The 14414-nt window shown below is 71.2% G+C and carries 19 protein-coding genes; 17 read left to right on the forward strand and 2 right to left on the reverse strand.

Annotation, left to right across the window (positions count from 1 at the left end; genetic code table 11):
- Positions 1-14: 14 nt before the first annotated feature.
- The 10 genes from ACYVJ3_RS05885 (at position 15) to ACYVJ3_RS05930 (ending at position 6371) form a co-directional block, all read left to right on the forward strand.
- Entirely contained in the window at positions 15-593 is a 579-nt protein-coding gene (locus tag ACYVJ3_RS05885; protein WP_460851620.1) for a hypothetical protein, read from the forward strand.
- 14 nt (positions 594-607) lie between these two features.
- Positions 608-1249, forward strand: a complete 642-nt coding sequence (locus ACYVJ3_RS05890) for a MazG nucleotide pyrophosphohydrolase domain-containing protein (RefSeq protein WP_460851621.1) — start codon at positions 608-610, stop codon at positions 1247-1249.
- 116 nt (positions 1250-1365) lie between these two features.
- Positions 1366-2646 carry a CpaF family protein gene (locus ACYVJ3_RS05895; RefSeq protein ID WP_460851623.1) on the forward strand — a complete coding sequence of 427 codons (1281 nt, stop codon included), beginning with the start codon at positions 1366-1368 and terminating at the stop codon, positions 2644-2646.
- A gap of 4 nt (positions 2647-2650) precedes the next feature.
- A complete protein-coding gene (locus tag ACYVJ3_RS05900; RefSeq protein ID WP_460851624.1) occupies positions 2651-3502 on the forward strand; it encodes a type II secretion system F family protein in 852 nt (283 codons plus the stop codon).
- Positions 3499-4419: a type II secretion system F family protein gene (locus ACYVJ3_RS05905; protein WP_460851625.1), complete on the forward strand. Its 921-nt coding sequence runs from the start codon at positions 3499-3501 to the stop codon at positions 4417-4419. Before ACYVJ3_RS05900 ends, ACYVJ3_RS05905 begins: the two co-directional genes overlap by 4 nt.
- Positions 4420-4447: 28 nt before the next feature.
- Positions 4448-4645, forward strand: coding sequence for a hypothetical protein (locus tag ACYVJ3_RS05910; protein ID WP_460851626.1), 198 nt, complete (start codon positions 4448-4450; stop codon positions 4643-4645).
- Positions 4642-5031 carry a TadE/TadG family type IV pilus assembly protein gene (locus ACYVJ3_RS05915; protein WP_460851627.1) on the forward strand — a complete coding sequence of 130 codons (390 nt, stop codon included), beginning with the start codon at positions 4642-4644 and terminating at the stop codon, positions 5029-5031. The genes ACYVJ3_RS05910 and ACYVJ3_RS05915 overlap by 4 nt, the downstream gene beginning before the upstream one ends.
- Positions 5028-5483 carry a hypothetical protein gene (locus tag ACYVJ3_RS05920; RefSeq protein ID WP_460851630.1) on the forward strand — a complete coding sequence of 152 codons (456 nt, stop codon included), beginning with the start codon at positions 5028-5030 and terminating at the stop codon, positions 5481-5483. Before ACYVJ3_RS05915 ends, ACYVJ3_RS05920 begins: the two co-directional genes overlap by 4 nt.
- Positions 5464-5913: a Tad domain-containing protein gene (locus tag ACYVJ3_RS05925; protein WP_460851632.1), complete on the forward strand. Its 450-nt coding sequence runs from the start codon at positions 5464-5466 to the stop codon at positions 5911-5913. The genes ACYVJ3_RS05920 and ACYVJ3_RS05925 overlap by 20 nt, the downstream gene beginning before the upstream one ends.
- A gap of 59 nt (positions 5914-5972) precedes the next feature.
- On the forward strand, positions 5973-6371 hold the full coding sequence (locus tag ACYVJ3_RS05930; protein ID WP_460851634.1) for a hypothetical protein: 399 nt from the start codon (positions 5973-5975) through the stop codon (positions 6369-6371).
- Here the strand turns inward: ACYVJ3_RS05930 and ACYVJ3_RS05935 are convergent.
- A complete protein-coding gene (locus ACYVJ3_RS05935; protein ID WP_460851635.1) occupies positions 6368-7588 on the reverse strand; it encodes a hypothetical protein in 1221 nt (406 codons plus the stop codon). The two genes, ACYVJ3_RS05930 and ACYVJ3_RS05935, sit on opposite strands and share 4 nt — an antisense overlap.
- A gap of 101 nt (positions 7589-7689) precedes the next feature.
- On the opposite strand from ACYVJ3_RS05935, the gene ACYVJ3_RS05940 reads away from it, so the two are divergent.
- Positions 7690-8136 carry a CAP domain-containing protein gene (locus ACYVJ3_RS05940; protein WP_460851637.1) on the forward strand — a complete coding sequence of 149 codons (447 nt, stop codon included), beginning with the start codon at positions 7690-7692 and terminating at the stop codon, positions 8134-8136.
- A gap of 16 nt (positions 8137-8152) precedes the next feature.
- Positions 8153-9259, forward strand: coding sequence for a peptide chain release factor 2 (gene prfB, locus ACYVJ3_RS05945; protein ID WP_460851638.1), 1107 nt, complete (start codon positions 8153-8155; stop codon positions 9257-9259).
- Between the two features lies 1 nt (position 9260).
- Here prfB and ACYVJ3_RS05950 read toward each other — a convergent pair whose 3' ends face one another.
- Positions 9261-9884, reverse strand: coding sequence for a hypothetical protein (locus ACYVJ3_RS05950; RefSeq protein WP_460851640.1), 624 nt, complete (start codon positions 9882-9884; stop codon positions 9261-9263).
- A gap of 103 nt (positions 9885-9987) precedes the next feature.
- Here ACYVJ3_RS05950 and ftsE point away from each other — a divergent pair, with 103 nt between their 5' ends.
- Genes ftsE through ACYVJ3_RS05975 form a run of 5 tightly spaced genes read left to right on the forward strand, consistent with a single transcriptional unit; the run spans position 9988 to position 14391 of the window.
- A complete protein-coding gene (gene ftsE, locus ACYVJ3_RS05955) occupies positions 9988-10677 on the forward strand; it encodes a cell division ATP-binding protein FtsE (protein ID WP_460851641.1) in 690 nt (229 codons plus the stop codon).
- A 13-nt stretch (positions 10678-10690) separates the two neighbouring features.
- Complete coding sequence (gene ftsX, locus ACYVJ3_RS05960; RefSeq protein ID WP_460851642.1) at positions 10691-11629, forward strand: permease-like cell division protein FtsX; 939 nt, start codon at positions 10691-10693, stop codon at positions 11627-11629.
- A 58-nt stretch (positions 11630-11687) separates the two neighbouring features.
- Entirely contained in the window at positions 11688-12977 is a 1290-nt protein-coding gene (locus ACYVJ3_RS05965; RefSeq protein WP_460851644.1) for a peptidoglycan DD-metalloendopeptidase family protein, read from the forward strand.
- A gap of 42 nt (positions 12978-13019) precedes the next feature.
- Positions 13020-13520, forward strand: coding sequence for an SsrA-binding protein SmpB (gene smpB, locus ACYVJ3_RS05970; RefSeq protein WP_460851646.1), 501 nt, complete (start codon positions 13020-13022; stop codon positions 13518-13520).
- A complete protein-coding gene (locus ACYVJ3_RS05975) occupies positions 13513-14391 on the forward strand; it encodes an amidohydrolase family protein (protein WP_460851648.1) in 879 nt (292 codons plus the stop codon). The genes smpB and ACYVJ3_RS05975 overlap by 8 nt, the downstream gene beginning before the upstream one ends.
- Positions 14392-14414: the final 23 nt, after the last annotated feature.

The raw sequence follows: 14414 nt of genomic DNA on the forward strand, positions 1-14414 counted from the left end.
GAGAAGGAGCCAGCGTGCGTCGTACGTCCCTCATGGTTGTCCCGATCGCGCTGCTGCTGGCTGGCTGCGGCCTCGGCGAGGGGGCACCGCACCCGGGCGTCGCGGCGTCCGTCAACGGCGCCGAGCTGTCGCTGAGCGCGCTGGACCACCTCGTCGACGCGGTCTGTGTCGCCAACGCCCACGACCCGCAGGGACAGCCCGTCCCGCGCGCCGGCGTCGAGCAGGACCAGGTCCGCGGCTGGGTCCGCAACAAGGCCCTGATCACGTACGCCGCCGCGCACGAGATCGCGGTCCCGAGCTCCGAGCGCGACCTGAGCACGCTGGTCCCGGGGTGGTCGGACATGACCGCCGACGAGCAGGCCGCGCTGCAGGAATACGCCACCGAGTCCGTGGAGGCCGACGCGATCGCCAAGGACCCCGGCACCGCCGGCGCCCAGGCGGGTGACTTCCACATCGTGATCAACCCGCGGTTCGGGCTCGCTCCGGGTGACACCGGGCTGAGCGGTGTCGACACCGATCTCTCGGTCCCGGTGAGCGCCGAGGCGAAGGGGCAGTCCGTCGTGGGGCTCCCGCCTGGCCAGGTCTGCGGCTGATCTGCGGGGCCGAGATGACCGACGCGGTCTCCGAGTTCGTCGCCGTGATGCGGCGGCTCCGGGCCGAGTGCGCGTGGAAGCAGGAGCAGACCCACCGCTCGCTCGCGCGCTACCTCCTCGAGGAGACCCACGAGACGCTCGAGGCGATCGACCGAGGGGATCATGAGCACCTCCGCGAGGAGCTCGGCGACCTCCTGCTGCAGGTCGTCTTCCACGCCGTCATCGCGGAGGAGGCCGGCGTCTTCGACCTCGACGAGGTCGCCCGCGGCATCACCGAGAAGATGATGCGCCGCAACCCGCACGTCTTCCCCCCGGCAGCGCTGGCCGGGTCGTCGGTGGCCGAGCCCGTCGAGACCCTCAGCGCCGACGAGGTCGACGCCCAGTGGCAGCGGATCAAGGCGACCGAGAAGGGCCGGACCTCCTTGGTCGACGGCATCCCGCCGACCCTCCCTGCCCTGCTGTACGCCGACAAGCTCCTGGCCCGCCTCGCCGACGCCGGCCGCCCGGTCGCGGTCGACCCGGCGTCCGCCGACATCGGCGAGCGCCTCCTCGCGCTCGTCGCCGAGGCCCGCGACGCCGGCGTCGACCCGGAGCAGGCGCTGCGCGACGTCGTACGCCGACGGCACCCCCGCCCAGACTCACTCAGATGTGAGTGAGTCTGGTCCTCGGGCGTCCTTGAGCGCCGGTTCTCCACAGAGCCTGTCAACACCTCTCGCGCAACCGGGATTCTTCGCTTACCGTTCAGGGGCCATCACTCATCTCGGGAGTTCTCGTGGCCCTGCAGCAGCAACCCGTCGGCGCGCCCGCGCCCCCGCCCCGTCCCAGCGAGGACGTGGTGGCGAGCCTCGACGAGGCGCTGCGCTCCGTCGTACGCCGCGACGCCCTCGACCCCCAGCGCGAGGTCGGTGCCGTGCGGGCCCATGCGCGGGCGATCGTGCGCGCCCACGACGAGCGCAGCCTCACGGGCATGGTCGCCCCGATCGCCGACCCGGAGGCCCTGGTCAGCGAGCTCGTGGCCCGGGTGGCCGGCTTCGGTCCGCTGCAACCCTTCCTCGATGATCCGGGTGTCGAGGAGCTCTGGATCAACTCGCCGGATCGTGTCTTCATCGCCCGGAACGGCCGCCACGAGCTGACCAACCTGATCCTCACCGAGGCGCAGGTGACCGAGCTGGTCGAGCGGATGCTCAAGACGACCGGTCGCCGTATCGACATCAGCCGCCCGTTCGTCGACGCGATGCTCCCGGCCGGTCACCGGCTGCACGTGGTGCTCGAGGGGATCTCCCGGGGCTTCTCGGCCGTCAACATCCGGAAGTTCGTCGTCCGTGCCTCGCGTCTCCAGGAGCTGGTCGAGCTCGGCAGCCTGACGCCGGAGGCCGCGCGGTTCCTGGAGGCGAGCGTGCGGGCCGGTCTGAACATCCTGGTCACCGGAGGAACCCAGGCCGGCAAGACGACGATGTTGAACTGCTTGGCGGCGGCGATCCCCGGCGGGGAGCGGGTGATCACGGCCGAGGAGGTCTACGAGATCCGCTTCAACCACCCCGACTGGGTCGCGCTCCAGACCCGCCAGGAGGGCCTCGAGGGGACCGGCGAGATCCGGCTGCGCGACCTGGTCAAGGAGTCACTCCGTATGCGGCCCAACCGGCTGATCGTCGGCGAGGTCCGCTCCGAGGAGTGCCTCGACCTGCTCCTCGCCCTCAACTCCGGTCTGCCGGGCATGTGCACCATCCACGCCAACTCCGCCCGCGAGGCCCTGACCAAGGCCTGCACCCTGCCGTTGCTGGCCGGCGAGAACATCAGCGCGCAGTTCGTCGTACCGACCGTCGCGGCCAGCATCGACCTCGTGGTCCACCTGACTCTGGACCCCAAGGGCACCCGCCGCGTCAGCGAGGTCGTCGGGGTCCCGGGCCGGATCGAGCACGGCATCATCGAGACCGAGCCGATCTTCGAGCGTCGCGGCGGCGAGCTGGTCCGGGCGATCGGGATGCCGCCACGGCCGGAGCAGTTCGAGCGCGTGGGGATCGACGTACGCCGCCTCCTCGGCGACGCGAGGTAGCACCGTGGGCGCACTCATCGGGTTGGCGTGCGGGGTCGGCGTGCTCCTCATCTGGAGTGCGTTCGCGTGGCCGCGCAGGCAGCGTCCCGAGCGCCAGCAGGGCCGGTTCGACCGCCTCCTCGCCGAGGCCGGCATGGCGGAGGTGACCTCGCGCTCGCTCGTCCTCGCCTGCATCGCCTCGACGATCGCCGCGGCCTTCGTGGTCCTCGTGCTGACTCGCACGCCGCCGATCGCCCTGGTCCTCGGGGCGCTCGCCGGGTACCTGCCGATCGCGATCGTGAGCGGTCGGGTCCGCCGGCGGCGCAGGGAGCACGCCGAGGTGTGGCCGGAGGCGATCGACGACCTCGCGAGCGCGGTCCGCGCTGGGATGTCCCTGCCCGATGCCGTCGCCGCGCTCGCCGACCGCGGCCCGGCTGCGCTCCAGCCGGCGTTCGCCGCGTTCGCCCTCGACTACCAGGTCTCCGGTCGGTTCGGCGACTGCCTCGACCGGCTCAAGGCCCGCCTCGCCGACCCCGTCGGTGACCGTGTCGTCGAGGGCCTGCGGGTCGCCCGTGAGGTCGGTGGTGGAGAGCTCGGCCGCCTGCTGCGCAACCTGTCCGGCTACCTCCGCGACGACCTCCGCACCCGCTCCGAGCTCGAGGCGCGCCAGAGCTGGGCGGTCAACGGCGCCCGGCTCGCGGTCAGCGCCCCGTGGCTGGTGCTGCTCGCGATGTCGACCCAGCCCGAGGTGATCGCGCGCTACCGGTCGGCGATCGGCACCCTGATCCTCGTCGTCGCGGCGCTGATCTGCGTCGTCGCCTATCGGCTGATGATCCGCCTCGGTCGCCTGCCGGCGGAACGGAGGATCCTGTCGTGACGCTCGCGGGCGGTCTCCTCGGCGCGGCCCTGGGGTCGGGCCTGCTGCTCATCGCCGCCCACGTGCTGGTGGGCCGCCGGCCGCGGCTGGAGTCGCGGGTCCTTCCCTACGTCCGCGACCTGATGGCCGACACGCACCGCGCGCCGGTCGTGCCGGCCAACGCCCTCGCCGCGATCTACGGGCCACTCGTGCGACGGGCCGCCGACACCGTCGAGAAGGTCCTCGGCGGGGCCGAGTCCGTACGCCGGCGCCTGGCCCATGCCGGCCTCGACCGGTCCGTCCACGACTTCCGCGTCGAGCAGGTCCTCTGGGGCTGCGCCGGCTTCGGCATCGCTGCGGCGATCTCCGTGCTGCGCGCCCTCTCGACGCCCACCCCCGTGCTCCCGCTGCTGCTGATGTGCCTGGGCGGCTTCGCGCTCGGCGTGCTCGTGCGCGACAACCGGCTCAGCGCCCAGGTCAAGCAGCGCCAGCAGCTGATCCTGGCCGAGTTCCCGACCGTCGCCGAGCTGCTCGCGCTCTCCGTCGCGGCGGGAGAGGGACCCGTCGCCGCCCTCGATCGCGTCGTACGCCGCAGCCGCGGCGAGCTGAGCCGCGACCTGGCCGATGTCCTGGCGGGGATCCGCACCGGTGAACCGGTCGCGGACGCCTTCGACCGGCTCGCGGCGACCAGCAGCGTCGGCGTCGTGACCCGCTTCGCGCACGGCATCGCGGTCGCCATCGACCGGGGGACCCCGCTCGCGGACGTGCTGCACGCGCAGGCCGCCGACGTCCGTGAGGCCGGTCGTCGCGAGCTGATCGAACGGGCCGGGCGGCAGGAGATCTTCATGATGCTGCCCGTCGTCTTCCTGGTGATGCCGCTGGTCGTCGTCATCGCGTTCTGGCCGGGCTACGTGGGCCTCTCGCTCATCGTGCACTGACGGTCACTCTCGGAAAGGCAGGACAGGAATGGATCCGATCAAGTGGTGGGCCCACGCGCACGCGTTCGCGGTCACACGCAACGGGCAGCGGCGCGACCAGCGGGGCGACGTCCCCGGCTGGGTGCTGATCACGGTCATGACGATCACCGTCGGCATGGCGCTGTTCGCGATGGCGCGACCGATGCTCACCGGCATGCTGCGCAACGCACTCAACTCGGTGAAGTGACCACCCGGTCCCGCGGACAGCGGGGCAGCGCCGTGGTCGACGCCGTGCTCGTGATGGTCCTGCTGGTGCCGCTCTTCCTGGCGATCGTCCAGGTCGGGCTGGTGCTGCACGTCCGCAACTCGCTGGCCTCCGCGGCCGCCGACGGGGCGCGGCTCGCGGCCACCTTGGACCGTGGTCCGAGCGACGGCATCGCCCGCACCCGCGCGCAGATCGCGGCGTCCGCCGGTGGTGGCTTCGTGACCAGCGTGCGGAGCCGGCGTACGACGGTCGACGGCGAGCCGACCATTGAGATCGTGGTCCACGCCGAGGTCCCCGCGCTGGGGCTGGGCGGGCCGGCGATCGGCTTCGACGTCACCGGCCGCGCCGTCGAGGAGCAGCCGCGATGAGGCGCCGGACGACGCAGCGGGGGAGCGCGCTGGTCGAGGTCACCTGGATCGCGCTGGTCCTCATGCTGCCGCTGATCTGGATCGTCGTCTCGATCTTCCAGGTCCAGAAGGGCGCGTTCGCGGTGAACGCCGCGGCGCGCGTGGCCGCTCGCGCCTACGCCCTCGCCGACAACGACGTCGCGGGGCAGCGCGACGCCGAGGTCGCCGTACGCCGGGCGCTGCGCGACCAGGACGTCCCTGGCGGGGCCAGGGTCCGCATCACCTGTACGCCGTACCCCCACGACTGCCACAACGGGACCTCGGTGATCACGGTCGTGGTGGACACCTCCGTCGGGCTGCCGATGCTGCCCGACATCCTCGGCGGTGGCGCACCGCGCTTCGCACTGCACAGCACGCAGACCGTGCCGATCGGGCAGTTCCAGGAGGTGTCCGGTGCGCCGGCCGGCCGATGAGCGCGGCTCGAGCCTGCCGCTCGTCATCGTGCTCGTCGCGATCGTCATGCTGCTGATCGGCGTCGTGGTCGACGCGAGTGCGGCGTACCTCGGCCACCAGCAGGTCGACTCGCTCGCCGACGGCGCGGCTCTCCGCGGCGCCGACCTCGCCGCGCAGGGCACGAGCTCCTACGGCAAGGGCCTCGACCACGGCCCGCTCAACCTCAGCCAGCACGAGGCCGACGCCGCCGTCCGTGCCTACCTCCGCGACGTCGGCGCCGCCCGCGACCACCCCGGCCTGCGCGCCACCGTCGCCATTCGGGGCAACCGGGTCGTCGTCGTCCTGACCGCCCGCGTGCGGCTCCCGCTGCACGTCCCCGGTGCCCCGATCCTCACCACCGTCCGCAGCGTCGGCTCCGCCGAGGTGCTCCCGGACGGCGGCGGCCGATGAGGGGCCGGCGCTGAGCGGTTCTCGGGACAGGGGCACGGCGGCAGCTCTACGGTCGCCCCATGAGCGATCATTCGGACGACCAGCCGCCGACGGGCAGCCGGTACGAGTACACCGCCGACGGTGGCAAGAACGCCGGCTACGACTCGCCGATCGGCGGGATGGTCGGCTTCGGGATCATCCTGGAGGTGCTCGCCGGAATCATCGCGGTGGTGGCGTGGCCGGGCACGAAGACCGTGGCCTCAGACTGCTTCGAGTCCATGTACAGCAGCTGCCCGGACCCGACGACCAAGCACACTGGCTCGCAGGGCTGGGTCGACTTCGCGTTCGTCGTTGCAGGTGTCGGAGGCATGCTGCTGTTCACCGGCCTCGTCGCGTGGGCGGTCCTGATCGCCCTGCGGGTCCACGCCGCCGAGCAGCCCGGCGGGGCGAGCACTGCTGACCCCGGGGCGGCGGCCTAGCCGCAGCTCAGCGGCTTGGGGTCGAGCCCCTTGTCGTACGCCGGCGCCTGGTCGCGCCCGGTGCCGCAGTCGAGGACAGCGTCCTTGCGGCCGTCGCGGGCGCGGAGCAGGTCGCTGCCGGCGCCGCCGTACAGCTTGTCCTTGCCCGTCCCGCCACAGATCACGTCGTTGCCCCCGAGGCCGCGCACGACGTCGTTCCCGCCGTACGCCGAGATCACGTCGGGCCCGGCGGTGCCGCGGATGACGTCGGGTCCGGGTGTCCCGAGGATGGTCGAGTCGGGGCGGCCGCCGCACGGGTGCTTGATCGTCGGCGCGCTGCCCCAGTCGATGCTGAGCAGGCTCGCGCCGAAGACGCACGCGCTGCACTTGAGGTCTGCGATCGTCCTGGTGCTGCCGGTGGCGAGGTCCTTGACCTTCAGCCCGGCCGTGCTCGCGTAGGCGACCGCGGTCCCGTCGGGGGCGACGTCGAAGGGTTGCTGGTTCATGGTCGCCGACACCACCCGGTGACGGTGGCTGCCGTCGGCGTTGGCGATCGTGATGCCGCCCGAGGTCTCGAACGCCAGGTGTCCGGCGGCGGTCCAACGAGGCTGCCAGGCACCGGACGGTACGACGACCTTGTCGCCGGTGCCGTCGGGGCGCACCGTGTGGAGCGCGCCGCCGTGGGTGAACGCGATGCGTCCTCCCGGCCCCCAGGACGGGTCGCCGGCGCCCGCGGCGACGAGGTGGTCGCCGGTGCCGTCGGCGTTCACCACGTGGACATCCGCGGTGGGTGCGTCGGAGCTGCTCATCGAGTACGGGTCCCCGGTGATGAGCACGTAGGCGAGCCGGGTGCCGTCAGGCGACCACGTGGGTGCGTCCTGGCCGCACCAGGCCCCGGCGCTCGCCAACGTGACCGTCCGCGGGTCCGTGTCAGGCCCATCCGCGACGTCGTCGATCACGACGTACTGCCCGTCAGGCCGGCCCGTGATGTAGGCGACGTCCTTGCCGTCCGGCGACCATGACATCCCCGAGTTCCCCGGCCCGCTCCAGTCGACCCGGTCCGAGCCGTCCGGGTCCAGGAAGTGGGGCTCGTTGACCTCGTCGTACCGCGTGCAGCTGGACGTCACGGCGACGATACGGCCGTCGACCGGCGCAGCGGCGCGCGCCTCGGCCGTCGGCGGCGGTACGACGAGCGCAGCCAGGGCCAGCACGAGCACGGGGACGATCCGAGCAGACATCACGCCCGGATCATCACACGATGCGTCGTCGCCGTCACCGGTTCGAGAGGATCGGCGCGACTCTTGTCGCGGCGTGCGGACGGTCCTAGTGTCTGATGTCCATGCGAAGGATTCTCGGGACCCTCCTGCTCGCGGCCCTGCTGCCGTTGATGCTGCCGGAAGCGGCCACTGCTGTGACGAGGGTGGAGTACGCCCGCCAGACACTCGGCCGGACCAACACCGTGCGGGCCAACCACGGCCTGCACACGCTGCAGCGCACCGACTGCCTGGGCCGGTTCGCGTGGGCGCAGGCCAAGGCGATGGCCAGCCAGCGCCGGATGTTCCACCAGTCGCTCACCCCCATCATGAGCACCTGCCACCTGCGGTTGGCCGGCGAGAACGTCGCCTATGGCTACTGGTCGGGTCGCCAGGTGGTCCGGGCGTGGATGCGGTCGCCCGAGCATCGCGCCAACATCCTCAAGCCCGGCTACCGCCAGATCGCGATCGGTGCGGTCCGGGGGAGCAACGGCCTCTGGTACGTCTCCCAAGTCTTCGGCCGCCACGTCTGACCGCTAGCCTCAAGACGTGGCTGGACCCGATTACGACGCCGAGATCAAGCAGCTCGCTGCGACGATGAGCACCATCGAGCAGGTGCTCGACCTCCCCAAGCTCAAGGGTGAGATCGCCGACCTCGAGCAGCAGGTCGCCGCCCCGGACCTCTGGGACGACCAGGCCAACGCCACCAAGGTGACCGGACGTCTCTCCGCCCTCCAGGGGCAGGTCGAGCGCATCGGCACCATCCACAGCCGCATCGACGACCTCGCCGTGCTGGTCGAGATGGGCCAGGAGGAGGGCGACGACGAGACCCTCGCCGAGGCCGACGCCGAGCTCATCCGCATCAAGAAGGACGTCGAGACCCTCGAGGTCCGCACGCTCCTGAGCGGCGAGTACGACGAGCGCGAGGCCATCGTCAGCATCCGCTCCGGTGCCGGTGGCGTCGACGCCGCGGACTTCGCCGAGCAGCTGATGCGGATGTACGTCCGCTGGGCCGAGCGCAACAAGTACCCCGTCGAGGTCTACGACATCTCCTACGCCGAGGAGGCGGGCATCAAGTCCGCCGAGTTCGCGATCCACGCGCCCTACGGCTACGGCACGCTCTCCGTCGAGGCCGGCACCCACCGCCTCGTGCGGATCAGCCCGTTCGACAACCAGGGCCGCCGCCAGACCTCCTTCGCGGCGGTCGAGGTCGTGCCGCAGCTCGAGCAGACCGACGAGATCGAGGTCGACGAGAACGACCTGCGGGTCGACGTGTTCCGCTCCGGCGGTCCCGGCGGCCAGTCGGTCAACACCACCGACTCCGCGGTCCGCCTGACCCACATCCCGACCGGCATCGTGGTCTCCTGCCAGAACGAGAAGTCGCAGCTGCAGAACAAGGCCGCCGCGATGATCGTCCTCAAGGCCAAGCTCCTCGCGAAGAAGAAGGCCGAGGAGGCCGCGCTCAAGAAGGACCTCAAGGGCGACGTCGCCGCGAGCTGGGGCGACCAGATGCGCAACTACGTCCTCAATCCGTACCAGATCGTCAAGGACCTCCGCACCGGCTACGAGACCGGCAACCCGCAGGCCGTCTTCGACGGTGACATCGACGGGTTCCTCGAGGCCGGCATCCGCTGGCGCCGCGGCTCCGACTCCTGACTCAGCCTGCGGGGGCGGGCGTCTCGGCGGCCTTGGCAACGGCCACGCACCACTGACCAGCCCGGTCGAGGAGCGCCGCGCCCTGCGGACCGGTCGGGACGGTCAGGCTGCAGGAGAGCCAGGCGTCGCCGAAGAGGCCGGCGTACGTCGCCGTGTGCCCGTGCGCGCACAGCCGCGCGACGCTCGGCGTACCGAAGGCGGGAGCGCCCTTCTGCACCACGCAGCCGCGCGCGTGCGCCTCGGCCAGCTGGGCCGCCCGGGCGCGCGTGACCGGGGGAGCGAACACCCAGGCCCGCGCCTCGGCCTTGCCCTTGCGCAGGTCGCAGCCGTACTCGTGCGCCACGTCCTTCACGCCGGGTGCGACCGTCACGCGATCACCGTCGGCGTAGTCGTGGGCCGAGGTCGCGGCCGCGCCGAGGGCGGCGGTCACGGCCGCGCCGGGGATGCGGTGGCAGAACTCCCCACGCGTGATCGCGACGGTCGTCGTGTCGAAGTCGCGCAGCGGCGTCCCGGCGTACGCCGGCGGGGGAGTCGGACCGTCCTGCCCGGTCATGGCCACCCCGATGCCGACCGGCAGAACCGTGAAGACGACTGCCAGCAGCAGCGATCGGAGGGCGGTCGGCACGGCGCAACCCTAGCCACCCGGCCACGTGAGACGGCCCACCCGAGCGGCGGGAACCGTCGTGGGAACGTGGCGACCGGGCGGGAGTCGCGTACGGTCTGGAGACGTGATTCGCTTCGAGAAGGTCACCAAGAAGTACCCCGGCCCCGGTGCGCCGGCCCTCGACCAGGTGACGATCGACATCGACAAGGGCGAGTTCGTCTACCTCGTGGGCAGCTCGGGCTCCGGCAAGTCGACCGCGATGCGGCTGATGCTGCGTGAGCTGCGCCCCACCTCCGGCCGCGTCTACGTCGCCGGCAAGGAGATCAACCGGATGGCCGGTTGGAAGGTGCCGCGGCTGCGCCGCGAGATCGGCACCGTCTTCCAGGACTTCCGGCTGCTGCCGAACAAGACGGTCGCCGAGAACGTCGCCTTCGCCCAGCAGGTGATCGGCAAGTCGCGGCGCGAGATCGACCGCACCGTGCCCGCCACCCTGGAGATGGTCGGCCTGGCCGGCACCGCCGACCGGATGCCCGACGAGCTCTCCGGTGGCGAGCAGCAGCGCGTCGCGATCGCCCGTGCCTACGTCAACCACCCGATGATCCTCATCGCCGACGAGCCCACCGGAAACCTCGACCCGACGACGTCGGTCGGCATCATGAACCTGCTCGAGGACATCAACGCCGCCGGCACCACCGTCGTCATGGCCACCCACGACCACGGCATCGTCGACCAGTTCACCAAGCGTGTCGTCGAGCTCGACCACGGACGTGTTGTCCGTGACGAGGCGTCCGGCAGCTACGGCTTCCAGCACTGAGAGACCCAGAACAATGACGCTTCGCTATGTCTTCTCCGAGCTCCGGTCGGGTCTGCGCCGCAACCTGACGATGCACCTCGCGGTGGTCCTCACCCTGTTCGTCTCGCTGACCCTGGCCGGCTGCGGCATCCTGCTGCAGCGCGAGGCCAAGGTCGCGACGGCCACCCTCGGCAACAGCCTCCAGATCCTGGTGAACCTGTGCACCGCCGACAACCCGCTCAACAGCCCCAACTGCAAGGGCGAGGTGACCAAGGCCGAGATGGCCCAGGTCCAGTCCGCCCTCAAGCAGAGCCCGGACGTCACCGACGTGCGCTTCCAGAGCAAGAAGGAGGGGTACGAGCTGGTCCGCAAGCTCCGCTCGGACGCTCCGGAGCTGTTCACGGGCACCAACCCGATCATCACCGTCGACAAGTGGCCGGCGGCGTTCTGGGTCACCCTGAAGGACCCCGACCACACCAAGGGCGTGATCAGCGCGATCTCGGGCCTGGACGGCGTGATGGGCTACAAGGACCAGCACGAGGAGCTCGGCCAGATCTACAAGATCATCAAGGTGCTGCGCGTCGGGTCCTGGATCCTCGCCGTCACGCTGCTGATCGCCGCGCTGCTCGAGGTCGCGAACACGATCCGTCTCGCCGCTCTCGCGCGCCGGCGCGAGATCGAGATCATGCGACTGGTCGGTGCCTCGACGCTCTACATCACGTTGCCGTTCCTCCTCGAGGCGCTGGTGACCGCGCTCGTCGGCGTCGCGCTCGCAGCGGGCGCTCTCGCAGGCATCGAGGAGTTCGGCGTACGCAAGGGGCTCGCACCCAACGTCCACTTCCTGCCATGGATCGACTGGAGCGACTGGGCGCAGGCCATCGTCGGCGTGTGGCCGGTCGGCATCCTGATCCTCGGACCGGCCCTGACCGTGATCCCGACACTCCTGCTGACGCGCAAATACATCAAGGTCTGATCGCGCGCGGTTATCTTCGAGGTGTTCTCTTCCCCGAACACGTTTGAAGGTCCCCACCGTGCGCCTCTTCCCCGGCGCCGGACGGCACCCTGCCGTCGGCATCCCCTCCCGCCGCACCGCGGCGCTCCTCGCGAGCCTCGCGCTGTCGGCGTCGGTCGCCGTCCCGCTGGCGTACGCCGACGACAACCACCACCTGCACCAGAAGGCCAAGCACGTGCACGGCCAGATCAAGCAGGTCAGCGGTGACCTCGACGACGTCAGCCGATCGGTCCTCACCATCACCCACCGGCTCCAGGCCGCCCAGACCCGCCTGACGACCGCGCGCCGCGCGATGGTCACGGTCCAGGGCCGGCTGAAGGTCGTCCGGGCGGACCAGGCGCGGCTCAACCAGCAGCTGGTGACCGCCCAGGCCCAGCTCACCCGCGCCGTCGCCCAGGTGACGGCCGCCCAGAACAACGTGGTCGCGCAGCGCAAGGCCACCGGCGATACGGTGATCAGGTCGGCGACGCAGGGCGATCCGCAGGTGAGCGCCATCTCGGCGTACCTCACCGCCGGCTCGCTCGGCGACCTGATGGTGGGGGAGACCGGCAACGAGGTCGCGGTCGGCTCCCAGCTCCACACGCTCGACGCGCTGCAGGCCGCCGAGGACGCGCTGCGCACGCGCCAGCAGCAGGTCCAGGCCGCCCGCAACCAGGTCGGTGTGCGCAAGGCCGCTGCCGACCACACGCTCCTCACCGTCCGGGCGCTGGTCAAGCGGGCCGTGGCGGCCAAGCGGACGGTCGAGGGCCTGGTCGCCCAGACCCGTCGTGACCGCGCCGCCGCCGTCCGTGCCAAGCGCAACGACCTGATCCGCCTGCGCCGGCTCAAGGCCCACGAGAACGCGATCCAGAAGCAGATCCTGGCCAACCTCGCCGCGGGTGCGAACCACCACGTCGGCAACGTCCACGGCATGTTCACGCCGCCGGTCGCCCACAGCTACATCACCTCGCCCTACGGCTGGCGGATCCACCCGATCTACCACTACTGGGGACTGCACGACGGCGACGACTTCCACGCGCCGTGCGGTGTCCCCGAGGTCGCGGTCGGGCCGGGAAAGGTCGTCTCGAAGTACTACTCGAGCGTGTGGGGCAACCGCCTCTACCTCGACCTCGGTCGCGTCAACGGGCACCACTTCGTCGCGATCTACAACCACATCTCGGCGTACCGCTCGAGCGTGGGGGAGCGCGTCTCCCGAGGCGAGACCCTCGCCCTCGCGGGCACGACCGGCTGGTCCACCGCCTGCCACCTGCACTTCACGCTGATGCGCGACGGCAGGGCGATCGACCCTGCGCCGTACCTCGGCTTCTGACCGCACGCATAACCACTGGACCGGCCTGAGAGGATGGCCGCTATGTCCAAGAAGTCCGGTCAGTCCGACATCGCTGAGGGGCGCAAGGTCGTCGCGTCCAACAAGAAGGCGCGTCACGACTACCTGATCGAGGACACCTACGAGGCCGGGATGGTGCTGACCGGCACCGAGGTCAAGTCGCTCCGACTGGGCCGCGCGTCGCTGATCGACGGCTTCGTCGACATCGATGGCGGCGAGGCGTGGCTGCACAACGTGCACATCCCCGAGTACGCCCAGGGCACCTGGACCAACCACGCCGCCAAGCGCAAGCGCAAGCTGCTGCTCAACCGCGTCGAGATCGACAAGATCGACCGCAAGGTGAGCGAGAAGGGCGCGACCGTGGTCCCGCTGTCGATCTACTTCGTCAAGGGTCGCGCGAAGGTCGAGATCGCCGTCGCCAAGGGCAAGAAGACCTGGGACAAGCGTCAGTCGATCGCCACCCGCGAGGCCGACCGCGAGAAGCAGGTCGAGCTCGGGCGGCGCCTCAAGGGCATGCGTGACTGAGGCCGCTCCGGAGGTCGAGCTCGTCGAGACCTTCTGGGCCGGCCTCGGCCTGCCCGGCCTGCTCGACCTGCACGTCCACTTCCTCCCGCCGCCGATCGAGCGCGCCGTGTGGCGCCAGTTCGACGAGGGTGGCGAGCTGATCGGGGGCGAGTGGCCGATCCTCTACCGCCAGCCGGTGCAGGAGCGGGTCGAGCTGCTCCGCAGCTTCGGCGTACGCCGGTTCAGCACGCTGCCCTACGCCCACAAGCCCGGCGTCGCGGCGTACCTCAACGACTGGTCGCGCGACTTCGCCCGCGAGGTGCCCGAGGCCCTGTGGAGCGCCACGTTCTACCCCGAGCCATCGGCGGGCGCGTACGTCGCCGAGCTGCTCGCCGACGGCGTCGAGATCTTCAAGCTCCACTCCCAGGTCGGCGGCTTCCACGTCGACGACCCGCTGCTCGACGACGTCTGGGGCACCCTCGCCGACAGCGGTACGCCGGTGATGGCGCACGTCGGCTCGGGGCCGGTGGGCACGGCGTACACCGGACCCGACGCGACTGCGCGCCTGTTGCAGCGCCACCCCGGCCTGCGCCTGGTGATCGCCCACCTGGGCGCCCCGGAGGTCGCCGACTTCGTGGCGCTCGCCGAGGTCTACGAGAACGTCCACCTGGACACCTCGATGGCGCTCGCGCCGGGCTTCGGCGACCGGATCGACGCCGCTCTCGTGCCGCGGCTCGGCGAGCTCGGGCACCGGGTCGTGTTCGGGTCCGACTTCCCGACCCTGCCGTTCCGCTACGCCGACCAGCTCGGCTGGCTGGCCGACCTCGGCCTCGGCGACGACTGGCTGCGTGACGTCTGCTGGCACAACGCGGCCCGGCTGCTGGGAATCTGACGTGCGACTCGTTCGTTGACACC

This window comes from Nocardioides montaniterrae (genome assembly GCF_054782655.1).